Annotated in this window: 21 protein-coding genes; 16 read left to right on the top strand and 5 right to left on the bottom strand. The window is 51.3% G+C overall.

Annotation, left to right across the window (positions count from 1 at the left end):
• The first annotated feature begins 25 nt into the window (after positions 1 to 25).
• The 6 genes from ACTJIK_RS05435 to ACTJIK_RS05460 all read left to right on the top strand — a co-directional run bounded on the left by ACTJIK_RS05435 (position 26) and on the right by ACTJIK_RS05460 (position 4,689).
• On the top strand, positions 26 to 475 hold the full coding sequence (locus ACTJIK_RS05435; protein WP_440645338.1) for a DUF2059 domain-containing protein: 450 nt from the start codon (positions 26 to 28) through the stop codon (positions 473 to 475).
• A gap of 93 nt (positions 476 to 568) precedes the next feature.
• Positions 569 to 1,600: a hypothetical protein gene (locus ACTJIK_RS05440; RefSeq protein WP_440645339.1), complete on the top strand. Its 1,032-nt coding sequence runs from the start codon at positions 569 to 571 to the stop codon at positions 1,598 to 1,600.
• Positions 1,601 to 1,640: 40 nt separating this feature from the next.
• Complete coding sequence (locus tag ACTJIK_RS05445; RefSeq protein WP_440645340.1) at positions 1,641 to 2,384, top strand: MlaE family ABC transporter permease; 744 nt, start codon at positions 1,641 to 1,643, stop codon at positions 2,382 to 2,384.
• Between the two features lie 24 nt (positions 2,385 to 2,408).
• Positions 2,409 to 3,221: an ABC transporter ATP-binding protein gene (locus tag ACTJIK_RS05450; RefSeq protein ID WP_440645341.1), complete on the top strand. Its 813-nt coding sequence runs from the start codon at positions 2,409 to 2,411 to the stop codon at positions 3,219 to 3,221.
• 98 nt (positions 3,222 to 3,319) lie between these two features.
• Positions 3,320 to 4,201 carry a succinate--CoA ligase subunit alpha gene (gene sucD, locus ACTJIK_RS05455; RefSeq protein ID WP_440645342.1) on the top strand — a complete coding sequence of 294 codons (882 nt, stop codon included), beginning with the start codon at positions 3,320 to 3,322 and terminating at the stop codon, positions 4,199 to 4,201.
• A gap of 218 nt (positions 4,202 to 4,419) precedes the next feature.
• Positions 4,420 to 4,689 carry a hypothetical protein gene (locus tag ACTJIK_RS05460; protein ID WP_440645343.1) on the top strand — a complete coding sequence of 90 codons (270 nt, stop codon included), beginning with the start codon at positions 4,420 to 4,422 and terminating at the stop codon, positions 4,687 to 4,689.
• Between the two features lie 183 nt (positions 4,690 to 4,872).
• On the opposite strand, the gene ACTJIK_RS05465 is transcribed toward ACTJIK_RS05460, so the two are convergent.
• Positions 4,873 to 6,030: a FecR family protein gene (locus ACTJIK_RS05465; RefSeq protein WP_440645344.1), complete on the bottom strand. Its 1,158-nt coding sequence runs from the start codon at positions 6,028 to 6,030 to the stop codon at positions 4,873 to 4,875.
• 42 nt (positions 6,031 to 6,072) lie between these two features.
• The gene (locus ACTJIK_RS05470; RefSeq protein WP_440645345.1) at positions 6,073 to 6,618 is read right to left on the bottom strand and encodes an RNA polymerase sigma-70 factor; all 546 of its coding nucleotides are present in this window, start codon (positions 6,616 to 6,618) and stop codon (positions 6,073 to 6,075) included.
• A gap of 598 nt (positions 6,619 to 7,216) precedes the next feature.
• On the opposite strand from ACTJIK_RS05470, the gene ACTJIK_RS05475 reads away from it, so the two are divergent.
• The 5 genes from ACTJIK_RS05475 (at position 7,217) to aspS (ending at position 16,664) form a co-directional block, all read left to right on the top strand.
• Positions 7,217 to 10,735, top strand: coding sequence for a SusC/RagA family TonB-linked outer membrane protein (locus ACTJIK_RS05475; RefSeq protein ID WP_440645346.1), 3,519 nt, complete (start codon positions 7,217 to 7,219; stop codon positions 10,733 to 10,735).
• 19 nt (positions 10,736 to 10,754) lie between these two features.
• Positions 10,755 to 12,164 carry a RagB/SusD family nutrient uptake outer membrane protein gene (locus ACTJIK_RS05480; RefSeq protein WP_440645347.1) on the top strand — a complete coding sequence of 470 codons (1,410 nt, stop codon included), beginning with the start codon at positions 10,755 to 10,757 and terminating at the stop codon, positions 12,162 to 12,164.
• 10 nt (positions 12,165 to 12,174) lie between these two features.
• Positions 12,175 to 13,689 carry a TlpA family protein disulfide reductase gene (locus tag ACTJIK_RS05485; RefSeq protein ID WP_440645348.1) on the top strand — a complete coding sequence of 505 codons (1,515 nt, stop codon included), beginning with the start codon at positions 12,175 to 12,177 and terminating at the stop codon, positions 13,687 to 13,689.
• 133 nt (positions 13,690 to 13,822) lie between these two features.
• Positions 13,823 to 14,848: an NAD(P)/FAD-dependent oxidoreductase gene (locus ACTJIK_RS05490; RefSeq protein WP_440645349.1), complete on the top strand. Its 1,026-nt coding sequence runs from the start codon at positions 13,823 to 13,825 to the stop codon at positions 14,846 to 14,848.
• Between the two features lie 61 nt (positions 14,849 to 14,909).
• Positions 14,910 to 16,664 carry an aspartate--tRNA ligase gene (gene aspS, locus ACTJIK_RS05495; RefSeq protein WP_440645350.1) on the top strand — a complete coding sequence of 585 codons (1,755 nt, stop codon included), beginning with the start codon at positions 14,910 to 14,912 and terminating at the stop codon, positions 16,662 to 16,664.
• A gap of 113 nt (positions 16,665 to 16,777) precedes the next feature.
• On the opposite strand, the gene ACTJIK_RS05500 is transcribed toward aspS, so the two are convergent.
• The 3 genes from ACTJIK_RS05500 to parS form a co-directional block, all read right to left on the bottom strand.
• Entirely contained in the window at positions 16,778 to 17,416 is a 639-nt protein-coding gene (locus tag ACTJIK_RS05500) for a hypothetical protein (RefSeq protein ID WP_440645351.1), read from the bottom strand.
• Positions 17,417 to 17,889: 473 nt separating this feature from the next.
• Entirely contained in the window at positions 17,890 to 18,348 is a 459-nt protein-coding gene (locus ACTJIK_RS05505) for an RES family NAD+ phosphorylase (protein WP_440645352.1), read from the bottom strand.
• 5 nt (positions 18,349 to 18,353) lie between these two features.
• Positions 18,354 to 18,857, bottom strand: coding sequence for a type II RES/Xre toxin-antitoxin system antitoxin (gene parS / locus ACTJIK_RS05510; RefSeq protein ID WP_440645353.1), 504 nt, complete (start codon positions 18,855 to 18,857; stop codon positions 18,354 to 18,356).
• A gap of 217 nt (positions 18,858 to 19,074) precedes the next feature.
• On the opposite strand from parS, the gene ACTJIK_RS05515 reads away from it, so the two are divergent.
• The 5 genes from ACTJIK_RS05515 to fabF all read left to right on the top strand — a co-directional run bounded on the left by ACTJIK_RS05515 (position 19,075) and on the right by fabF (position 25,041).
• Entirely contained in the window at positions 19,075 to 19,584 is a 510-nt protein-coding gene (locus ACTJIK_RS05515) for a glucosaminidase domain-containing protein (protein ID WP_440645354.1), read from the top strand.
• Positions 19,585 to 19,658: 74 nt separating this feature from the next.
• Positions 19,659 to 21,011 (top strand): hypothetical protein, encoded by a 1,353-nt coding sequence (locus tag ACTJIK_RS05520; protein WP_440645355.1) that lies wholly within the window; start codon positions 19,659 to 19,661, stop codon positions 21,009 to 21,011.
• A gap of 10 nt (positions 21,012 to 21,021) precedes the next feature.
• Positions 21,022 to 22,167, top strand: a complete 1,146-nt coding sequence (locus ACTJIK_RS05525; protein WP_440645356.1) for a GDSL-type esterase/lipase family protein — start codon at positions 21,022 to 21,024, stop codon at positions 22,165 to 22,167.
• A gap of 3 nt (positions 22,168 to 22,170) precedes the next feature.
• On the top strand, positions 22,171 to 23,655 hold the full coding sequence (locus ACTJIK_RS05530) for an MBOAT family O-acyltransferase (protein WP_440645357.1): 1,485 nt from the start codon (positions 22,171 to 22,173) through the stop codon (positions 23,653 to 23,655).
• 123 nt (positions 23,656 to 23,778) lie between these two features.
• Entirely contained in the window at positions 23,779 to 25,041 is a 1,263-nt protein-coding gene (fabF, locus tag ACTJIK_RS05535) for a beta-ketoacyl-ACP synthase II (protein WP_440645358.1), read from the top strand.
• The last annotated feature ends 168 nt before the right edge of the window (positions 25,042 to 25,209 follow it).

Here is a 25,209-nt window from a genome sequence, read left to right on the forward strand (position 1 = left end):
TTAGCCGTAACCAAATATCCCTACGATGAAAAAACTAGTAACCATGGTGGCCTGCCTTTTCCTTGCGCAGGCAGTTTTCTCCCAAACAGAGCCAACCGCAGAAAAAGTAAAAGAATTGATCCAGCTCACCGGAGTGGCCGATCTGGGTCTGCAGGTAAAAACAAACATGATCAGGGAATACCGGACCATGCTGCCTCATGTGGATTCAACATTCTGGAATGATTTCCTGGAAGAAGTAAAGGTGGACGAAATGGTGGAACTCGTGATCCCCATCTACCAGAAGCGTTTCACCTCACAGGACGTGGACGGGCTGATCAAATTCTACCAGTCGCCCGTTGGTAAAAAAATGGTGGCGCAGCTGCCGGAGATCATGCAGGAATGCTACCAGGTAGGACTGCAATACGGGGAGCAACTGGGGAAACGCGTTGCGGAACGCCTCAGGGCCAAAGGTATAGAACCGGAGAAAAAGAAATGAGCGCCCCGTCTGAACAGATTAAAGCCGCCCCGATATTCCAGGGCGGTTTTTCTTTACCTGCACGGGCAGACCGGATAATTCGTAAATTTCGGGATGCAATCCATTTCCCGCAAGAAGATATTTTTCCCGCTGAACCCGGCTTTCAGGAACTACCTGAAGCTGTATGAGCGCGAAGTGAAGCTGCCGCTCAGTTACGAAGAACTGAAATATTACGATTACGGCATTCCCGTGTACGACAAGCAGGGCAAAGACACGCTGTGGGAATCCGTGATGTACCCCCAGAGCATGGTAGGCCCCATACAGGCCGGCCTCAAGCGCATCTATTCCATCCTCAAGGCCGGCGGCGACCAGGCGGCCGAAGAGCACCTGCACATCGAGCGGATAGACTACTGCACTTTCGGCAACAGCCATCCCTTCCGCATCAAGATCGTGAACAACTACAACGAGGTGTACGATTATTTCTACATCAAGATAGCGGACGCCTCGCGCATTTACGGGCTGGAGCTGGAACATATCCTCAGCCCTTACTGGATGAACTTTTTGGTAGACGGGAATACGCTGGTGGAAGAACACATCGCCGGGGTGCCGGGCGACCAGTTTGCCAAAGACTACCTGGACCGGCCGGAATTCAATCCCAAACGCATCGCCAAGGAGTTCGTGAAGTTCAACGAACGTTGTTTCGTGCGGCTGCTGGGGGATATGCGGTCCTATAATTTTATTTTCGACATCACGCCCGACTTCGACGATGTGCAGTTCCGCATCCGCGCCATAGACTTCGACCAGCAGTTCTACGAAGGCAAAAAAACGCTCTACATGCCCCAGTTCTTCAAGGAGAACCGCGTGTTCGTGGAGCTGGCCATGAAGCACCTGAACGCCGAAGTGGTGAAGCAGTACCAGCAGGAAGAACGCTCGCTCATCGCCCGCCGCATCAAGGTGCAGCGGCATCGCATCAAAGACCTGCGGGACGTGATCATGACAGATCGTGTATCCTTTCCCGGGAAAATAAAGCAGCTGGGCGAGGAGCTGGCCCAGCATTACAACGACGCGGTTTTTGCCCGTTGTTCCACCATGGGTGAAATTATCGAGCGGAGCCTCAAGCGGCTGCTGGTAGGCAGCTTGCGATAAATGATATTCAAATTGTTTTTCCCAGTATCTTTGACGAGTTATGGAGTTTAGATTTTTTTACCATTTCGGCAGGTACCTGCTGATGTTGAAAGGAATGTTCTCCCGCCCGGAGAACATGCGGATGTATTGGAAGGAATTCATGAAACAGTGTGTGGACATAGGGTTGGGCTCCCTTGGCATCGTGGTGATCATCTCCCTCTTCCTGGGCGCGGTAACCACCGTGCAAACAGCTTACCAGCTGGTAAGCGGCTTCATCCCCAAGTCCACCATCGCGCAGGTGGTGAGGGATACGCTGATCCTTGAGCTGGCGCCCACGATGGTCTGTATCGTGCTGGGCGGGGTGGTTGGCTCCAAAATAGCCTCCGAGCTGGGGAATATGCGCATATCCGAGCAGATAGACGCCCAGGAGATCATGGGCATCAACACAAAAGCCTACCTCATCGGCCCCAAGATACTCGCCGCCCTTATCACGATCCCCGCACTGGTGGTCATCGCCGCCTTCCTCGGTATTTTCGGGGGGCTCGAAGCGGGCAAGATGAGCGGTATCATTTCCCATGAACAGTTCATGCAGGGCCTCAGGCAATCGTTCGACGGGTATAACGTGTTCTTCGCCCTGAGCAAGGCATATACCTATTCCTTCATCATTTCCAGCATACCGGCCTATTACGGCTACAATGTAACCGGCGGCGCCCTGGAAATAGGCCGCGCCAGTACAACGGCCGTGGTGGTGAGCTGTGTGCTGATCCTGTTTGCCGACTATGCGCTGGCCGCGCTGCTGCTTTAAACTATAATTACAAGACACGAACAGATGATAGAACTGAAAAACATCCGGAAGAGCTTTGGGGATAAGGAGATACTGAAAGATGTGTCCGCCAACATGGAGCCGGGTAAAACGAACCTGATCATCGGCGCCAGCGGCAGCGGCAAAACCGTGCTGATGAAATGTATGGTGGGGCTGATAAAAGTGGACAGCGGCACCGTGCTGTACAACGGCGAAGACTTTACCGCGATGGACGACCATGAGAAGAAGCCCATCCGCCAGGCGATCGGCATGCTGTTCCAGGGTTCCGCCCTGTTTGACAGTATGACCGTGGAGCAGAATATCATGTTCCCGCTGGACATGTTTTCGAACATGAGCTACAAGGAGCGCAGGAAAAGGATGCAGGAGTGCCTGGACCGTGTGGAGCTGAAAGACGCCAACAAAAAATTCCCCGCCGAGATCTCCGGCGGGATGAAAAAGCGTGTAGGCATTGCCCGTGCCATCGTGCTGAACCCCAAATACCTGTTCGTGGACGAGCCCAACTCCGGCCTCGACCCGCAAACCTCCCTCATTATCGATAAGCTCATCAAGGACATTACGGTGGAATACAACATCACCACCGTAGTGAACACCCATGATATGAACACCGTGATGGAATCCGGCGACCATATCATTTACATGCACCAGGGCAAAAAACAATGGGAGGGCAGCAATGAGGACATCATTTTCAGCGACGACAAGCTGCTGAACGACTTCATTTTTGCGTCCGAGTTCTTCCAGGACATCAAGGAGATGCGGAAGATGGAGATGTTCCGCGACAAGAACTGGCGTGCCAAACAGGCCGGCGGCGGTAACAAATAGTTAATATTCTTCAACTAAATGGCCTTTCCTTTTCTTTTTCGCCCTTATCCGTTATTTTTGCCCCACCTTAACGTAAAAAATTAATTAAATCAAGCGCGATGAGTGTTTTAGTAAATAAGCATAGTAAAGTGATTGTGCAGGGATTTACCGGTACCGAAGGTACTTTCCATGCCACACAAATGATTGAGTACGGCACCAACGTGGTAGGTGGCGTTACCCCCGGCAAAGGCGGCAGCAGCCACCTGGAGCGCCCGGTATTCAATACCGTGGCGGATGCTGTAAAGGCAACGGGTGCGAATGTGTCCATCATTTTCGTTCCGCCGGCATTTGCGGCAGACGCGATCATGGAAGCTGCCGATGCAGGCATTGCGCTGGTGGTTTGTATCACAGAAGGAATCCCGGTACAGGACATGGTGAAAGCCAAGAACTACCTGGTAAATCATAATACCCGCCTGATAGGCCCTAACTGCCCCGGTGTGATCACCGCGGAAGAAGCCAAAGTAGGCATCATGCCCGGCTTTATCTTCAAGAAAGGCCGTGTGGGCATCGTTTCCAAATCAGGTACCCTCACTTACGAAGCGGCGGACCAGGTGGTGAAAGCCGGTCTGGGCGTATCTACCGCTATCGGTATCGGTGGCGACCCGATCATTGGCACTCCCACCAAAGATGCGGTGGAACTGCTGATGAACGACCCCGAAACAGACGCGATCATCATGATCGGCGAGATCGGCGGCAGCATGGAAGCAGAAGCTGCTGAATGGATCAAGGCGAACCCCCGCAAACCCGTGGTAGGCTTCATTGCAGGCCAAACCGCTCCTGCCGGCCGCCGTATGGGCCATGCAGGCGCTATCATCGGCGGCGCAGACGATACTGCCGCTGCCAAAATGAAGATCATGCGCGCCTGCGGCGTTCATGTGGTGGACAGTCCTGCTGACATCGGAAAGAAAATGGCCGAAGTGCTGAAAGGCGTACCCGCCTGATTGTACTAAGCTGTGAAATAGTTAAAGCCCCGTTGCTGTTGAAGCGACGGGGTTTTTTGTTTGGAGGGTTCCGGGTGGAATCGGGTGTAATTGGGTAATAATATTGTGGGTAATAATTTTTTAGACATTGAATAACAATTAGTTGTGATTTTTAAATTGGGTATAATTGGGTAACTTGTAGGTATGGTCATATATCTTCTTTAAGCATTACCCCGCAGATGTTATCATTGATTGCAGAAATTGATGAATTTAAAGGGGCATGGAAAGCGTTGGGGCACCTTTTGCCCGAACAGCTCTCCGGTTTGAAGCGTATAGCCACTATTGAGAGTATCGGTTCATCAACGCGAATAGAGGGTGCAAGATTAAGCGACCAGGAAGTGGAAAGGCTTTTGCGGAATTTAGCTGTTGGGCAGTTCGAATCGCGGGACGAGCACAAGGATCGGAAGAAAAATTCCCAACGGGATAAGGGAATTTGTCATCACTGGTAAATGAATGAAATATGACCGGTGCTTTTACACCGGTCTTCGGGGCTATATGCATATGAATATTCTTCATAGCGGAAGGAATAGCTACATGTCGAAGAACAAAAAGTTGCCTGCATGCCAGGCTTGGCATACGAGGTGTTCTTCACGCTTATGATGTGAAACCTGGCAGGCGGCAAGGACCACTGCCTACTTAAAATGCAGGATTCCCGCCTGGTCTATCCGGGCATCAATATGGGAGATTACTTTCAGGTCCTCTAAAAAGATGGCTATCGGGCGGTTGCGGTTGATCACCCCGCTAAACCTGCGGGACAGGATCGCCGGGTCATCTATCATTACCTGGACGCCATACCACCGGGGCACCACCTTGCTGATCTCTTCGAGGCTGGCATTATTAAAATAGAACAGTCCTTTTCTCCAGCTGAGCACCTGCCGTGCATCGAAGATCTCCTGCAGGATAGGCCCACCTGCATGGTAAATGGCCTGTTTGCCAGGCGTCAGTTTGCTTTCCCTTGTGGTGGCCCGTAAATTCACGGCCCCTTCGACCAGCGCTACTTTTACCACGCCGGAATCATAGGTATTGACGTTAAATTCTGTGCCGAGCACCTCCACTGTGCTATGCGGCAGATGTACGATGAATGGTCTGGCGGCGTCCTTTGTTACCTTCAGGTAAGCTTCACCGCGGATGGTGATCTCCCGCGTTTGGCCCGCAAAAGAAAGCGGGAATTCCAGCTCCGTAGCTGAATTGAGCCATACCTCGCTGCCATCTGCGAGATGGAGCTTATAGTCCATGCCAATTGGCACAGTGAGCGTATTAACGCCTGCCGCCGCTTGGTCGCTGCCTGTGGCATAGGACAGGGTTTTATTGCTGTTGTTAAGACGGACGGTACCAGCATCAATGCCTCCCTGCTGCTTGGAGAGATCGATAATTTTTCCACCGGCCAGTTTCAGTTCTATGCCCGGTTTTGCCTTGGTTGTCAGGGCATCCTTACTGGTTTTATTAATTGTGTTCCATAGTATCCCGGCCCCTGCCAATATCCCTACGAGAACAGCGGCGGCCACCCATGATTTTTTATAGTGCCGCATATGCGCTACTTTGCCAGCGACCTGCTGCTGGTCGCGGAACTCTGCTGCCAGGTCGCGCCAAGGGCGCTTGGCCATATTCCCGCGAAAACCAGCCTGCGTCGCTTCGACAGGCAACTGGTTCGCCAACCCGGCGTAAGCAGTGCGGGCATCCGGGTTACTGTTGAACAAATGCTCCCATGCTACCTCTTCTTCCTGGGTAAGCGTACCTGTCACCTTGCCCAGTAACAAAAATCTTTCTTCTTCGGTCAATTTGTCCATCATACTATAATGACTATTTTCCGGGGCGTCATCACTAACCGGTCGTTAATTTTTTTTTAAGCTTTCCCGCAGCGACTTCAATGCCCGGGTCATGTGGTTGCTGATCGTGGCCGGGGTGATGTTCAGCATGCACGCGATCTCCGCGTAGCTTAATTTTTCAATGTAATGCAGCCGGAACACCCTGGCCGGCATGGGCGGCAATTTGTTGATGGCGGCCTCAATTTCCTGGCGCAGCTCCCGGTTTTCCAGTTGATCGTCCAGGGCCACCCTGCTGCCCTCGGTATAATCGAACAGCTTTTTAAGCTTTTGCCGGTTCTGTTCCTTTTTCAGGATCACCAGGCAGCGATTATGAACCGCGCGGACAAGGTAGCTGACCAGGCCGGAATGAACGTCCAGGAATAATTTGTCTTCCCAGAAATCGCTGAACAGATCCTGTACCAGGTCCTGGGCCGCGGCCTCGTCCTTTAGAAAAGAAAGCGCATAAACGAACAAACGTTCGCGGGTATGTATATAGAGGGTGTCGAAAGCATCCAGGTCGGATGCCTTCAGCCGCTCCAGTATGGTATTATAATTCACCCCTCCCTGCTGCACGGTATTAGCATTTTATAGTCAAATCTAAAATAATGAATGCGTTGATAGTCAAACTGCTATGGTTAAAATATCTGTGTGGCTAAAATAACATTCATCCTGCCTTGATGGCCACTTCCCGGATGCAGGCAGGCAAAACTTCCATCCCGCCGGTCTTCCCGAACTTTCTCATGTATTAGGATCATCATGTACAATGGAAGTGCCGGCCAAGCATATTCAGCGGCAGCGAAAAATAAATCTTTTTGCGTAGTTCAGAAAAATTAAAAAAAATATCACATCCGGTTAGTGACTGCCAGTAAGTTTTTAGTCTATTGTATAGCGTAGGGACACTGACAGGAACATTTTATCAACCGAACCAATGAACATTATGCATATAGACAGCGTACCATAGCACGCTCACAAAGGAAGAAAAGCCCCTCCCAGCCTGGACAGCATTGAAGGGGCATGGTCCGAAACATTTCAGTTTAAAACATTTCTAAACCAATTGCAAGATATGCAAAATATCATTACAGTTTGTATTAACAGGCTGTCGCACCCGGCCTTTCTCAAGGGGTGCGGAAGATTCATCATGCGAGCAGGCACATTCATCATTAGCGCTATTATGGCAACCGCAGGGGTTCTCCTGGCTGCCCCGGGGCATGCGCAAGGCAACGAACACACCATTATCTCCCTGGATTATAAAAACATCCCAATACAGCAGATCTTTACCGCCATTGAGGCGAAAGCCGATGTAGTGATCATGTTCGAAAATACAGGCGTGCTGAAAAATGAAAAAGTTACGATAACCGTAAAGGACAAGAAGGTAGGGGAGGTTATGGACGCACTGTTGAAAGGAAAGGCATTGCAATGGAACATACGCGAAAATGTGATACGGATTGAAAACGTTGAAAAACCAACCGCCGCGTTTGAACCGGTGGTATCCTCTTCTTCCGCCGAAGATACCCTCATTACTGTAACCGGAGTTGTGACCTCCGCAGACGGAAAGCCCATACCCGGCGCTACAGTAATGATTAAAGGTACATCCCTGGGCGCAACCACCGATAATCAAGGAATTTTTAATGTCCCGAAAATAGGTGATAAGGATATCCTTATTATTAGATCCATTGGTTTTGAAACAAGAGAGATACCAGTAAAAGGTAAAACCATATTAGTCCAACTTAATGTTGATGTAAATAAATTGGATGAAGTTGCCGTTGTAAGCACCGGCTACCAGCAAATTCCAAAAGAGCGCGCCACCGGCTCATTTACACAGGTCGGGGAGGGAATGATCAACCGCAGGGTTTCTACGGATATCCTTAGCCGCCTGAATGGTGTTGCGGGCGGCTTATACTTTTTGCCGGACAATAGCCAGGGGCCCGATATCAGGGTGAGGGGCGAAAGCACCTTGCACAGCTCCATAAACAGCAAGCCGCTGATTGTGCTCGACAACTTTCCATATGAAGGCAATATCAGCAACATCAACCCGAATGATGTGGAATCCATCACCATCCTGAAAGACGCTGCGGCAGCCAGTATCTGGGGCGCCCAAAGCGGGAACGGCGTGATCGTTATCACTACGAAGAAAGGAAAGCTCAATCAGCCCCTTAAAGTGGAAGTGAACGCGAACCTGACCATTGGCAATAAGCCCGACCTGTTCTATCTCCGGAATGTGATGCATTCTTCAGATTTTATAGATGTAGAGCAATTGCTCTTCAATGAACACTTCTTTGATGCCGATATCAGCAATACCGCCAACAGACCTGCTCTTACGCCGGTAATCGACATACTGGTAAAACAGCGGGAAGGGCTTATCTCCGCTGCGGAAGCGGATGCGCAGATCAATGCGTTTAGAAAGCTGGACGTCCGGAATGATTTTTCGAAATACACGCTGCGCAAATCGGTGAACCAGCAATATTCCATAGGGCTGCGCGGTGGCAGCAATAAAATTGCCTATACTTTTTCCACCGGGTACGATCAAAACCAGAAGAATGCCGTCAGAACCAGCGATCAACGGTTTACCCTCCACTCTTCAGCCACCTATACTCCCGTTAAAAATCTGGAGATCACTACCAGTGTAAATTATGCCAATACCCGCGCCAGCAACAACAATCCCGCTGCTTATGGCCTCGTATATACGGCTTATTTTGGCTATAGCAGCAAATATGGCAGCCTCTTCCCATATGCACAGCTGGCAGATGATAAGGGCAATGCGCTGCCAACCATCAGGGATTACCGGGCAACGTACCTCGACAGTGTGGAAGCGCTCGGTTTCAGGGACTGGCGCTATCGCGCGCTGGACGAGATCAGGCTGGCGGACCGGAGCAGCGAGGGCAACAACCTGTTGCTGAATGTAGCCGTTAAATACAGGATCATGCCTTTTCTGCACGCATCGCTGCAATACCAGAACGAAAGACAGATCGTAACCGACCGGGAAATAAAAGACCCGCAAAGTTATGCCATGCGTAACCTCTACAACATGTTTACGCAATATGATCCGGTCACGCATAAATTCACTTACTATGCGCCGAATGGCGGTGTTCTCATTCTGAATAACAGTACGCTGCATGCCGATAATCTGCGCGGCCAATTGTCCTTTAACCACACCATTCAAAACGATCACGACATAACTGCCATTGCGGGAGCTGAAGTGAAGGAGCTGCGGAACAGCAGCATGCGCAATGTCCTGGCCGGCTATAACAAGGATAATGGCACCGTTAACATGAACCTGAATTACAACACCGCTTATCCCACTACTCCTGCCGGTTCATCCACATTGGGTTATAGCGAGCTGGCGCCCGACGGAATGGAAAGAAAAGGCATCTACCGTTATATTTCCTATTATGCCAATGCCGCATACACCTACAAAAAGCTGTACACTTTCACTATCAGCGGTAGAAGGGACGGCGCCAATATCTTCGGCGTGAAGACCAACCAGAAAATAACGCCCTTATGGTCTGCCGGACTTGGTTGGGACATCAGCCGGGAAACATTTTATCGTTCCGGCTGGTTCCCTTACCTGAAGCTGAGGGCCACCTACGGTTTCAACGGCAACGTTTACAACGGCTCCGCCTATTCCACCGGCATTTACAGTACCAGCTCGCTGACAGGCGAAACCACCATTCAGAATATTACCCCCGGCAACCCGGAGCTCAGGTGGGAAAAAATAAAGATCATCAATGTAGGCATCGACTTCAGAGCAGCAAAAGATATTCTGTACGGCTCCCTGGAATTATACAAAAAAGAAGGGCTCGACCTGTTGCAGACCGTTACACGTCCGCCGCAAACCGGCTCTGGCAGCATCCTGCAAAACTCTGCCAGCACCAGGGCGCATGGCATTGAATTGTCCGTCAACAGCAACAACATCAACCGGAAATTCAAATGGCAAACCGGCTTTATCATGAATTATATAAAGGATAAAGTGACCAGCTACGGAGTTCCCGCCAATTCTTCCAGCATGCAGTACAATCCTTCAGGCATAGCGCTCGAAGGAAGGCCGCTATACAGCCTGTTCAGCTACAAATGGGCCGGTCTGGATCCGGTGAACGGCGATCCGCAGGGCATCCTGAACGGCAAGATAAGCACGGATTATACAGCTATCATTGCCAATTATGATCCGGACAGCCTGGTATATAAAGGCCCTACAAGGCCCGTGCTGTGGGGCGCTATACGGAACGATCTTTCCTTTAAAGGCTTTTCGCTATCCCTGAATATCGTGTACGAAGGAGGTCATTATTTCCGCCGCCCTTCCACCAGCCTGAATTACAGTGACTTCCTCCAGTCTACTCTAAATCAGAACGTTGATTATGACAACCGCTGGCAGAAGCCAGGCGATGAACTGATTACCAACGTACCATCAATGACCTATCCCTCCAATAGTAACAGGCATATCTTTTACCAGTATTCCGAAACGCTGGTAGAAAAAGCCGATCACATCCGTTTGCAGGACATCCGGATAGGATATGACTTTACCAGCCTGAAAAAACATGGCCTCCCGTTTGAAACGCTTCAATTATACGGATATGCCAATAATATCGGTATTTTATGGAGGGCAAACGATTATGGTATCGATCCATACAATTACGACTATAATTCCATTCCTGCTCCATTCACCCTCTCATTCGGCGTTAAAGCAAATTTCTGACACCAATACCTCATCAAGTATGAAACTGCAACACTTATTCCAACTATATATACTCTGCCAACTTATCCTCCTGCAGACCGCCTGTACAAAACAGGATGAATGGCTGGACATAAAGCGCCAGAATACCGACGTAACGCCCAGAACACTGAGCGATTTTGACGATATGCTGCATAACAGCAATATTTTCAATCAAGGCTATGGTATTTTCGGGTTGACAGGTACGGATAATCTCATAGTCACCAGCCAAAACTTTAGCGCCGTATCGGAAACAGATAGGAATCTCTACATCTGGGATAAGGTGATCTACCTGAACGACCGCGCTTCCCTTGATTACGGCCCTTTATACCAAAAAATATTGTATGCCAATCTCATACTGGAAGGATTAGCCAAAGTAGAAAGCTCCGCCAATCCCGACCAGCACCGGTTACTGCAGGCCGAGGCACTCTTCTTCCGCTCCATCAGCTATTATAATCTTTCACAAACCTATTGTAAACCTTATTCGGAAGCATCGGCGGCAACAGACGCCGGTCTTGTGTTACGTTCCACCTCCGACCCCAACGTCATAAATATGCGTTCCAGCGTGAAAGCCACTTATGACCAGATGCTGAACGATCTGAAAACAGCCGTCATTACATTGCCCATAAATGCATCCTATGCCACCAAGCCCAATAAAGCAGCGGCTTACGGCTTCCTGGCAAAGATCTATTTAAGCATGGAAGCATACGACAGCGCTTTGTCGTATTCCAACAAGGCGCTTACCGCATATGATGTTTTACTGGATTACAACAACCGTACGATCATCAATCCAAACAGTAATTTCCGCTTCCCGGCGTTTACCCTGGTACCAGGCATGTCAAACCCGGAGGTCATATTCTATGCATTCACAGCTGGCACATCCGTTACATGGGCCCTTCCAGGTGTACAGTTTGCCGATTCCATACTTTATCGCTCCTATGACCAGGACGATCTGCGCAAAACGCTTATCTACAAAGATAATGGAGATGAAAAAGTACAGTTCTGGGGAAGCTATGCAGGCAATCGCTATAATTTTGCAGGCATTGCCACCAATGAGCTGTACCTGATCAGGGCTGAATGTAATGCCCGGAAAGGAAATATCATTCTCGCCATGAACGACCTGAATAAACTGCTGCGCAACCGTTATGTTACCGGCACTTTTACCGGTTTCGAAGCCGGCAACGCGCATGAAGCGCTGCGTCTTATTATCCGCGAGCGACGCAAGGAACTGCCCTTTACTGGCCAGCTCCGCTGGGAAGATCTCCGCAGGCTGAACAAGGATCCGCAATTTGCCGTAACCATTACCAGGGTTGCAAACGGCATTACCTATACGTTACAGCCCAATGATAAACGGTATACGCTTCCCATTCCTCCGGCAGAAATTCTCTCAGGTGTTGAACAAAATGAACGTTAAGAAAATTTTTATGAAAATACTTTTCAGCTTTACATGGTTGATGTGCATGCTCTTTTACAGGATCAGCCATGCCGCGCCTGCAACATCTTCCTTTACGATCACGGTAATAACCCAGCTTCCGGTGGAAGACGATTCCTTGTTCCTCTCACTAAACCCGTCTTTCTTCAAAGAAAATGACGGGAAAGAGAAAATCTATGCCGTGCATAGCGACAAATACGGCCGGTATGTATTCAGGGTAGTGGCAGCCGCTCCGTATGGGTATTTTTCAATCAATCAGAAACCGCCGGCCGGCAACCCGTTCCATGGCCGGCGGCCTTTCATTCCTTTCCTCTCTAATTATTTCTGGGAAACAGGCGACGATGTCACCATCACCGTTGCTCCTCCGCGCCTCGGAAGCACGATGATGGGAGGGCATTATCGCTACCAATGCTCCTTCGGAGGCACAGGCGCTTCAAAATATGAAGTGAAAGATAAGCTGGATTCGGCCCGGAACCTGACGCCCGATTATCACCTGGCCTATTGGATGGACACCACCAATTCCAGCTTTCACGACCCTTACTTCTTCCAGATCAACGCTTCATTGCAGGTACTGGATGCGGCAAGGGCCAGCATTCCTGATTTTTATTATCAGCTTTGTAAAGCTGACGCCATCGCTGCCAGCTATGGCATCGGCTCTTATTTCTTTCATGTAAAGAACCGGTGCGACAAAGTACAGGGTAACCGGATGGCACGGCAGCATTTCCTCGAAGCCTATAACAGGAGCATGATTAACCGGCTTGCCATCCCGGTTTCGCCGGACGTGTTGCCTGAATCATCCAAATACATTGAATTCATATCTCAAAAGATAAATTTCGATAACTACATCAAATATGGCTACGAAGATCACGATGCAAATCTCAAGACCGTTACGGCAAACTTCACCGGCCCGCTTCGCGACAGGATACTTGTAAAAGTATTGATGATCGGCCAGGGAAGTGAGCATATCGATACGCTTTATCGATACGCAGCCACACTCATCCGCGATTCCATAAGCCTGCACATAATGGACCGTCTGCTCGGGAAGATGCCCGGTTTGACCGCGTATGATTTCAGTCTGCAAGACACAAAAGGAAAATACCACCGGCTGAGCGATTATAAAGGCAAAACCATTTTCATCGATATGTGGTTCACTGGCTGCGGCGCCTGTTCTGCCATTTACCAAGACGCTGTAAAGCAGGCCGAAGAATACCTCAAAGACGACCCTGGCATTCAGTTCATCAGTATTTGTGCGGATACCAGAAAAAAAACCTGGACGGAGAGTATACAATCCGGCAAATATACTTCCGGCCGCGCCGTCAATCTGTACACGAACGGCAAGGGCTTCAAACATGAAATGATGCAATACTATGGCATCAACGCCCTGCCTTCTCTTATGATCGTACGACCGGATGGCAAGATCCATAGATTCTACTATAACCGCCTGGCGAATGACCTGGAATCGGCGGAATCGCTGGTAAAAACGTTGAAGGCCGTGAAAAGGTTGTGAGGCAGGCGCCAACCGCAATACGATCAAAAAACACCTGGAAAATCTGGTGAAGATGAAGCAGTTGCAACAACATGGCGCCGGACGCGCCATTTATTACACATCCGCCCCATAAACATTACCTTTGCCCGGCTTTATGCGAACATACGATTACATACTGGTAGGCCAGGGCATTGCAGGCACCATGCTCGGCTGGTTCCTGCAGCAAGCGGGGCAGCAGGTGCTGATATTTGACGATGCCCGCCCCCGCAGCGCTTCCCGCGCTGCCGCCGGGATCATCAACCCCGTATCCGGGCGGAAATTTGAAACCGCCTGGCTGTATGATTCCATCTACCCTTTTGCGGAAAAGACGTACCGGGCCATGGAGGCCGCTTTGCAGATCAGCTGTTTCCATGAAAGGGATATCTGGAACGTTTGGCCTTCCGCGCAGATGCGCGATGCCTTTGCCGCCTGCCCTCCGCCGTATTCGCAACAGCCCCAGGAACTACGATATGCGGAAGAATTGCAGCAACCCTTTGGCGCAGGCATCGTGAAAGGCGCAAATGTGCAGCTCAGCAGCCTGCTGCCCGCCTGGCGGGAAACAGCGGAGGTGTGCACGGAGCGCTTTGATACGGGTAAGCTTATACTGAAGGAAAAAGGAGTGGAGTATGAAGACCTGCAGGCCAGGGCTGTTATCTTCTGCGAAGGCGTGGAAAGCCCGCGGAACCCATGGTTCGGCAAGCTGAAATTCCTGCCCAATAAAGGCGAGGCGCTGATCGTACGGCTGCCTTTCCACACGGCGGACATCATCAAAAAAGGCATTACGCTGGTGCCGCAGGAAGACGGCCTGTACTGGGCGGGCGCCACCTTCTCCTGGGACTATACGGACGCGCTTCCCACCGCCGCCGCCCGTGAAACCCTGGAAAGCCAGCTGAAACAGTTGCTGAGCAGGGATTTCGAAGTAACCAGCCATATTGCGGCCATACGCCCCTCCGGGCCAGACAGGCGGCCTATGGCGGGCCTGCATCCACGGTTCCCGCAGGTGGGCATTTTTAACGGCATGGGTTCCAAAGGTTGTTCCCTCGCGCCCTGGGCAGCTGATGCCCTGGTGAAAAACCTGCTGGAGGAAGCTCCGCTGCCGCCGGAAATAGATATTAAACGGTATTTTAATGCACTGAGGTAGATTTTCCAGCATCCAGTTCTTATCTTTGACCTCCTTTATCAATAGAAAAGCATAGTATACAATGTACAGATCGCACACCTGTGGAGAATTGCGCATGGAGCATGTAGGCCAGCCGGTAACGCTGGCGGGATGGGTGCAAACCGTCCGCAAGTTTGGTAGTATCACATTCGTTGACCTTCGCGACCGCTACGGCATCACGCAGCTGCTGCTGGGCGAATCGCTCAATGCCCGGCTGGACGAGCAGCCCCTCGGCCGGGAATTCGTGATCCAGGTGAAAGGCACCGTTACCGAACGTACAGCAAAGAACAACAACATCCCCACCGGCGATATCGAAATAACCGCTACGGAATTCACTGTGCTGAACAGTTCCAAAACGCCCCCCTTCACCATCCAGGATGAAACGGACGGCGGCGACGAACTGCGCATGAAATACCGCTACCTGGACCTGCGCCGCAATATCGTAAAACAAAACCTCGACCTCCGCTACAGGGTAAACCGCTCCGTGCGGAACTTCCTGGACAGCCGTGGGTTTATGGATATAGAAACGCCCGTGCTCATCAAAAGCACGCCCGAAGGCGCGCGCGACTTCGTGGTGCCCAGCCGTATGAACCCTAACCAGTTCTACGCTCTGCCGCAGTCGCCGCAAACGTTCAAGCAACTGCTGATGGTGAGCGGTTACGACCGTTATTACCAGATCGTGAAGTGCTTCCGCGACGAGGACCTCCGTGCGGACCGCCAGCCTGAATTCACGCAGATAGACTGTGAAATGAGCTTCGTGGACCAGGAAGACATCCTGTCCAACTTCGAGGAAATGACCAAACACGTTTTCCGCGAGATCAAAGGCATTGAGTTCCACGAGCCGTTCCCCCGCATGACCTGGGACGACGCCATGAAATATTACGGCAACGACAAGCCGGACATCCGTTTTGAAATGAAGCTCGTGGACCTCGGCGAACCCGCCCGTGGCAACGGTTTCAAGGTGTTCGACGATGCGGAGCTGGTAGTAGGCATCAATGTTTCCGGTTGCAGCGAATACACCCGCAAGCAGCTGGACGAGCTGACTGAATGGGTGAAACGCCCGCAGATCGGCATGAACGGCCTCGTGTACATTAAATACAATACAGACGGTTCGCTGAAAAGCTCTGTGGACAAGTTCTTTAACGAACGCGGCCTGCGGCTGTTCGCAGACCAGTGCCAGGCGCTTCCCGGCGACCTCATCCTGATACTGGCGGGTAAAGAAGAACGCACCCGCAAAGCCATGAGCGAGCTTCGCCTGGAAATGGGCGAGCGCCTGGGCCTGCGCGATAAAGATGTGTACAAACCCCTGTGGGTAATAGACTTCCCGTTGTTCGAATACGCGGAGGAAGACAACCGCTGGGTGGCCCGTCACCATCCCTTTACGGCCCCGAAACCTGAGCATATCCACCTCATGGCTGATCCTTCGCAATACGGCCAGATCAAAGCCAATGCATACGACATCGTGCTGAACGGCACTGAGATCGGCGGCGGCTCTATCCGTATCTTCCAGCGCGATCTCCAGGAAAAAATGTTCTCCGCCCTCGGCATGAGCAAAGAAGAAGCCGCTCACAAATTCGGCTTCCTGCTGGGCGCATTCGAATACGGCGCTCCCCCGCACGGCGGCATCGCCTTCGGGTTCGACCGTTTCTGCTCCCTGCTGGGCGGCAGCGAAACCATCCGCGACTTCATCGCCTTCCCGAAAAACAACTCCGGCCGCGACGTGATGCTGGACGCACCAAGCGAAATAGACCAGGTGCAGCTGGATGAACTGAGCCTGAAACTGGACCTGCCGAAATAAGCGGGTGAATGATAAACGTAAAAGACCGTCCCGGTTTAGCCGGGACGGTCTTTTTTTTGTGAATATTACGATACTGTTAACTGGCCATGGTTTTGACTTTTAAGTTCGACGTATTAATTGCATGAGGGCCCGTTGATCGTACAATTGTCAGGCGTATATACGTAGAAGAAGAATTTAGAGGGATCAACGCCGGGGCCATTATAAAAATCGTCTGTGGCATAATAATCACCGATACCCCAGAAAGGCCTTACAACCGTGGTGGAGGCTTGTCCCCAGGTGATATATTCCCGGTCTTGCCATCCGGGTTGAAGCACTGCAGCACGGGAGTAATTGGGCTGGGGATTGCCGTATTCGTCTTCGGTTTCGCCAGTCCCGTCTACATAAATGGCAATTACAAAATGACCTTCTTCTGCTAAAAAGAAGGGTATTTCCGGGGCGTCGCCGGAATACCTTCTGAAAAACCTGCATTTCAGTTGCTCGAGGATCATCATCAGCATTAACGGCTCTTCCGCTTCGATCCGTGGCATGATGTCGTTGATGGTCGTCAGTTCGTCCAGTGCATAACCGATGTATTTTGTTTCACTGCCAAGACCGCCTCCGCTGGAATACATGATCTGTTCGCGCGTCCATGTGCATGGGCTGCTCATAGGCGGGCAGGTGCGGGGAGTCACTTTGTCTTTTTCGAGCCAGATGTCGGTGATCACAAAGTTCTCCATTCGCAGTTCTTCATGCGGAGGAAGGGGCTCATCCATACATGGGATCAGGCAAATTGCAGCTGAATTTGTATTAGGGTTAGAAGGGTCAATGCCCGTTAGGTCCACCAAATTACCGTAAGAATAATGAGTGTTGCCAAAAGCAGAGACGGAAAAACCCCAGACACCCACGTTAAGCGAAACCACGCAACAGTTTGGAATAATGCCAGCTTTCTTCGATTCCAGGCGGACCTTTTTTTCCGGCACCGGCTGTGTCTCCGCCTTCTGGCAGGATGTATTGATTAACAAAAATAACAGGGCTGCAGATAGGCATTTAAGGGCATTTTGCATATAGTGTGGATTTGGGTTATCGATAACGTGAAAAATAACGAGGTCTATTACGAAATATAAATAATAAATATCAACTATTCAAACTGATATTTTATTCACGTAAGCCCAACCTGAACGATACGTATAGGACGGGTTAAGGAGAGATATAGGAGAGCACTATGAGAAGAACGGGTAAAATAATATCAGAACAACCGGATATCCGGGATAATAGGCGTCACCTTCACCACCTTCACCAGGTTATTGAAACCGGGGAACAGCGGGTTGAGCATGTAATTATATTCCTGTGGTAATACTGCCGAGCGCACTTTAATGGCCAGGTAACGGAGGTCTTTCATCAGCGCGTCCCCTTCTTCCTTCAGCTCGATATTTTCCGGTTCCATCCAGTGGTCGGGCAGGCGCTCGTCCGGGAATGCGTATACGGGCGCCTGGTCGCTGATACCGATCTCCATGATGAACATATCGGGGGGCATCTCGGAATCGTCTACATGCACGAGCGTTTCCAGCATCGCCAGCGAGCGGTTTTCGCTGGTGTACAGCGCAAAGGTGCCGGGATTGTTCCAGCGGCCGCCGAACTTGAAGGCGCCCGTGCCGGACAGGTCCCGCGTTCTTTCTTCTTTCTGAACGATCCGGTAAACCAGCATATAGATCAGGAATAAACGCCTTCTTCCAAACGGCCGAGCACCTGGGTCACGAGTTTGATGCCGGTGGGGGTATTGAGCAGGTCGAAGGGTTTTTGATTGTTGAGCGCTTTGTTTTCCTTGTTGAACCAGCGCGTTACTTTGCCCGCGTCCTGGAAAATGCCGAAGGCCATGGCATAGGTAGCCGCAATTTCGTACATGTGGCTGCTCACATAATCTTCCAGCTTCTCGTCCTCTTTTTTGCGGATGAGGGTTTTGTAAGACATGTTCAGCAGCGGCGCCATCAGCGTCATGGGGATATCCAGGAACTGCGAGAAGTGGTCCACCGCGCTTTTGGGAATGCCTTCATGAAGGATCCTGAATACGTCTATGGTGGAAGTGGGCGTTACTTTGATGAAACTCGCCGCCCCCAATAGCTGCCAGGTGAACCGGGACACAGAAAAGTTGCCCCTGGCTGTATAAGCCACCGCTGCTGCGGCCGGTGTTCCTTCTTTACTGTGTCTTTTGATCATAATGGGTAATTTTACCCAAAGGTACATTACTTTTGTCCGTTATCCAAATCTCCTGTTCCCTGTTTTCCTTCTTCCTGAGAATCAGCCTGATACCCGCGTCCCTACATTAAATTACAACTGATTAACATATCAATTACAGGATATGTATCCATATTGCTGTAATATTGCGGGGTGAATACGCCTTACCTGTGCAGATAGGTCCACTTAATTTACACGCATGTTTTTAAAGAAAAGAAACCTGTTGCTCAGCGGCCTTATGGTTACCAGCCTGGCCGCTTCAGCACAGAAAGCCCCCAAAAATTACATCAAAAGATTCTCCCCCGTTGCTGTTAACCTCATGAAAGAAACCGGCGTGCCCGCCAGTGTGATCCTGGGCGTCGCCATGCTGGAATCCGGCAGCGGCACCAGCAAAAATGCAAAACTGCTGCGGAACCATTTCGGGATAGTGGGCAGGAACAACCTCGCCAAACGCGGCGAAACCTACCGCAGCGTTTACCGCGAATATGAAACAGACACGGCTTCTTACCGTTCCTTCGTGAGGCTGATCCTCAAAAGGAAATGGTACCCCGCCATGAAAGGGAACGAAGATTATAACGCCTGGCTGGACAAGCTGATCCATTCCAATTACTCCTCCGCGGGAAATGTATGGGTAAGCCGTGTAAGGTCCATGATCCGGAAGTATAAATTATATGAGCTGGATGATGAATTAAAGCTGGCAAAACAATAGATTTGTATCCGATTTTTTAGCAGCAACGTATAACCCCGCCGGTTATACGCGCTGCTTTTTCCAATATGCCGACTATGCCATCCGGAAACAAACATCCCTATCCTTTCATGATAGTGCTGGGTACCCTGCTCAGCCTGGCTGTGATCTCGCTCGTAAATAACACCCTTACATTCGGCAGCTATACCCTGCGGCCCCTGGATATACTGGCCGACCTTCGTACGCCCGCCCCTGTTACAGACACTATTTCGATTGCGGCCGGCGTGCCGGCGGATGCTGATTCCGCGCAAGCGCATATACCCAAAGACTTTGCCACTTACACCGGCATCCTGGACTATGGCTTCAACGCCGGTAACCAGGGGGCGGGCATGCAATATTTCATGCAGGCATTGAAAGAGCTGAAGACCGGGCACCGCAAAAAGGTGCGTATCGCTTATTTCGGGGATTCCATGATAGAGGGCGACCTTATCACGGCGGACCTGCGGGACAGCCTGCAGGCTTATTTCGGCGGGGAAGGGGTTGGTTTTGTGCCGGCCACCTCCGTGGTTTCAGGTTTCCGCACCACCATCTTACACAGCTTTTCTCCCAACTGGACGGACTATCACTTCCGCAACAACCCGCCCGCCGGTACAGAACTTGGGCCTTCCGGTCATGCTTTTGTGCCCGCGCCCCAGAGCTGGGTTCGCTACCAGCCCGTGAAACGCCACCGGCTGGACCAGTTCGAGGAAGTGAGCCTGCTCTACGGCAGCGGCCGCCGCAATGTGGTGGTGAACAACAAAAGCCTGTCGCTGGACGGTAAGGGCAAGATCAACGCCTATTCGTTCATGACGGATTCCACCCAGAAATCCCTCACCCTCAAATTCGTCAACAACGATCCTTCTATTTTTTACGGTGTATGCTTCGAAAGCACGCGCGGTATTTTCCTTGATAATTATTCCTTCCGCGGCATCAGCGGCATAGAGCTGGGCAAATTGAGCCGCAGCATGTGGTACCAGGTGCAGAACGTCCGCCCGTACGACCTCATTGTGCTGCATTACGGCGCCAATGTGCTCTTCTGGCCGGAGAACACCAAGTTCGACTGGTACGAGAAGCCCATGGTAAAAGTGGTGGATTCGCTGCGCCGTTATTTCCCGCATACTTCCATTCTGATTGTCGGCACAGCGGATAAAGCTTACAAGAAAAAAGGCAAATACGTGACCGCGCCCGGCGTAAAGGCCCTTATGAAAGTGCAGCATAAGTTCGCGGAGAGCCGCAGCATCGCTTACTGGAACCTCTTTTCCGCCATGGGCGGCGAAGGAGCGATGACGCGCTGGGTGGATACGGCCATGGCCAATAAAGATTACACACACTTCAATTTCCGCGGGGCTTCCAAAGTAGGCGCCCTGCTATATAAAGCGATCATGGATGAGTATGAGCAGGCGGATATGTAAAGGCCTCCTATTGATTTGGTTCTTCACAGGCAGTTGTGCGGCGGTGTTCGCACAGCGGCATCACCTGTACAACGATACGAGCCTGTATAGCGTGTACCGGCTGTTGCAAAACGAAGATAAAGTGATACCGGTGTTGCATCTCGGTGATTCGCACGTGCAGGCGGGATTTTTCCCGGATGCGGTGAAAGACGCGCTGCAGGCAGCGTTTGGCGATGCGGGGCAGGGCTGGGTATTTCCCTACAACCTGGCCGGTACCAACGGGCCGGACGGCTATCGCTGGAGCAGCAATATGCGCTGGAACGGCGACCGGGTAGTGGACCGCAATGCCAGGGAATGGCCCGGCCCGGGAGGCATCATGATCAATAAACAGCCGGGGCCTGCGCTGCTCACTTTCAGCGGGAAACCGCTGAAATGCATGAAGCTCTGGTACGAAGGCGGCGAAAGCCTTCCCGAAGCCGGGAACATGCCGGCGTACGAAGATGGATCGTTGGAAGAAGCAAAAGGAGTACGCATCTGCGCTGATTCCGCAGTAAGTTCTTTACGGGTCAGTTTTCCTTCGGTGAGCCGCTTCTACGGCGCTGTGGCCGAAAGCGGGGAGCCGGGCATTTTATATCATTCCATCGGCATCAACGGCGCGCAGTTTTCCCATTACAACCAGTTCGACGGGAAGATCACCGCCGCGCAGATGCAGATCCTGCAACCGGCCCTGGTGATCATTTCACTGGGTACCAACGAGGCCTTCGGCGCGGTTTCGGCCACGCAGCTGCGGCAGGAGATCGGGAAAATGATGGAAATAATGAAAGGGCTTAGTCCCGAAACGCGGTTCCTGTTTACCACCCCGCCCTCCGGCATGTTAAAAAAACGGCAGGTGCCTTACAGGAAAAAGGGGAAAAAGCGCACCTATTACCGCGTGAGCTACGTGAAAGTGCCCCAGGCCACCACCCTCCGGGACGCGATGATCACGCTGTGCAATGAAAACGGCTGGGCTTACTGGGACCTGTACGGCGCCATGAAGGCGGATGCGCGTTTTGCCCGCGCCTGGAGCGGCGATCATGTGCATTTTAACGCTTACGGGTACACGCTGCAGGGGAAGCTGCTGGCGGAAGCTATGCTGGCCTCTTACGAACAATGGAACAAACAACAAAGCAAACCATAACCGATGTCTTTTGAAAACCTGAAGTCGCTGTTGCTCTACAACAAGGAGGAATTGATCCTCTTCAACAGCGCGTTCTTCCTTTATTTCTTTGCCGCCTTCCTGTTTTGCTACCAGCTGGCGCGGAAGAACGAAAGGGCCAGGGTATGGGTGTTCACTTTGTTTTCCCTTTATTTCTTTTACAAAGCCTGCAACGAATACGTATTGCTGGTGATACTGTCCGCCATCGTGGATTTTTACCTCAGCAACCGCATCCATACCGAGCAGAAAGACATGGTGCGCAAGCGCCTGCTGTGGTTCAGCGTGGTGATCAACGTGGGAATGCTTTGTTACTTCAAGTACACGAACTTTTTCATACAGATCATCAACGACGTAACAGCGGGGAATATCAGCCCGGTGAACCTGATACTGCCCATCGGCATTTCCTTTTACACCTTCGAGAACCTGAGCTATACCGTGGATGTGTACCGCAGGGAGATCAAGCCGGTGGACAAGTTCATGGACTATCTTTTTTTCCTTTCCTTTTTCCCGAAACTGATGATGGGCCCCATTGTAAGGGCGGCGGACTTTATACCGCAGATCAGGCAGCCTTATGTGCTGGATATGAAGGACGTGGGGAAGGGGATGTTCCTGGTGATCAGCGGGCTGTTCAAAAAAGTGGTGCTCAGCGATTTTATCAACCAGAACTTCGTACAGTATATTTTCGACGACCCGGGGCGGTACACGGGGCTGGAGTGCCTTTTCGGCGTATATGCCTATGCGCTGGTGATCTACTGCGACTTTTCCGGATATTCCGATATGGCCATCGGCATTGCCCGCTGGGTGGGCTTCAAGCTGCCGCCGAACTTCAACAAACCTTACCAAAGCAGCTCCATCACCGAATTTTGGCGCAGGTGGCATATTTCATTATCGTCCTGGCTGAAAGACTATATCTATATCCCGCTGGGCGGCAACCGCAAGGGTACGTTCAGGCAATACCTCAACCTGTTCCTCACCATGCTGACCGGCGGTTTCTGGCATGGCGCCAGCTGGAATTTCATTTTCTGGGGCGGCGTACATGGCGGTGCGCTGGGTCTGGACAAGGTCTGGATACAATGGCAGAAGACCGGCACCCGGATGCGCAGTACGCCGCTGAGGGCCGGTTTATGGAAGGCGGGCGGGGTGCTGTTCACGTTTCACCTGGTTTGTTTCTGCTGGATATTCTTCCGGATGGAGCATTTCAGCGGCGCCTGGACGCTTCTGCACCAGGTAGCCTTCGAGTTCCAGGGCCATCTGCTGCCGCAACTGCTGAATGCCTATCCCCAGGTGTTCACGCTCATGGCGATCGGTTACGTGCTGCACTTCCTGCCCAATGTGGCCGAAAAGAAGCTGGAAGAAGGCCTGGGAATGATGCCTGTGTGGGCTTCAGTAGTGTTAATGGTCGTATTCATCTGGTTCCTGAACGAGGTGAAAACGCTGGAACCGATGATCCCTATTTACTTGCAGTTTTAGCCCTTTTCATATTGCGCGCATTTAAAATCCGAAGTATATACGAATTATTTTGCATGCGTGTGTACAAACCTGATAATAAGTGAGTACCTTTGCGTCCTAACTTTTGTCTTTAAAGTAAAACTTATGCGTACTGTTACACTGAGGAGAGTCGTGATAACCGGAATGGGAGCTATCACACCGATCGGTAATGATGTAAACACGTTCTGGAATAATCTGAAAGCCGGAATGAGTGGTGCGGGCCCGATAACGAAGTTCGACACCACGGAATTCAAAACGAAATTTGCCTGTGAACTGAAGGGTCTTGATATAGATGCTTTTATAGAAAAGAAGGAAGCGCGCAAAATGGATACGTTCACACAGTATGCCATGGTAGTGGCACAGGAAGCGATCCAGAACAGCGGTGTGGACCTGGAGAAGACCGACCGCAGCAAGTTCGGCGTGATCTGGGCATCCGGTAACGGCGGTATGCAAACCTTCGAGGACCAGATCGTGGAGTTCACGCAGTCCAACTTCGTACCGAAGTTCAGCCCGTTCTTCATCCCGCGGCTCATCTCAGACATTGCGGCCGGTCAGATCGCCATTAAATACGGCCTGATGGGCATCAACTATTGCACCGTTTCCGCCTGCGCTTCTTCCAACAGTGCGCTGGTAGACGCTTTCAACTATATCCGCCTGGGCAAGGCCAATATGATTATTGCCGGCGGTTCCGAAGGCCCCATCACCCGTGCGGGTATTGCGGGCTTTAACGCCCTCAAGGCGCTTTCCACCCGCAACGAGGATGCAGTGCATGCTTCCCGCCCCTTCGATAAGAACCGCGATGGTTTTGTGATGGGCGAAGGCGCCGGCGCGGTGATCCTGGAAGATTACGATCATGCCATTGCCCGCGGAGCCACTATCTACGGCGAAATGGTAGGAGGCGCCATGAGCTGCGACGCATATCACCTCACCGCTACCCACCCTGAAGGCGTGGGCGCGCAGCTGGGTATGAAAGAAGCGCTGGCCGACGCCGGTCTTTCCCTCTCTGATGTAGACTATATCAACGCGCACGCTACATCCACCCCGCTGGGTGACATAAGCGAGCTGAAAGCGATCAAAACCCTTTTCGGCGAGCATGCATCCAAACTGAATATCAGTGCTACCAAATCCATGACGGGCCACCTGCTGGGTGCGGCCGGCGCTATCGAAGCCATTGCCTGCATCAAGGCAGTGCAGGAAGATATTGTGCCTCCTACCATCAACACCACGGAGCTGGGCGAAGATATCCCCGAAGGGCTGAACCTCACGCTGGGCCAGGCACAGAAGCGCACCATCAATGTTGCGCTGAGCAATACTTTCGGTTTCGGCGGGCATAATGCGATCGCTGCATTTGCGAAATACAAAGGCTAAAATTTTCGTTTATACTTACTGTAAGGGGTGGAAATATCAAACTTCCACCCCTTTATATTTTTACATATTAGCAAATCAAATATCCCGGTTTTTGTGCCCGGTGAAAGGAAACATTTATTAATTTTATGCCCGTTAACCTTAATATTGAAAAGATGAATTTTTTTGTTT

Source organism: Chitinophaga sp. 22620 (genome assembly GCF_052044405.1).
Classification (GTDB): domain Bacteria; phylum Bacteroidota; class Bacteroidia; order Chitinophagales; family Chitinophagaceae; genus Chitinophaga.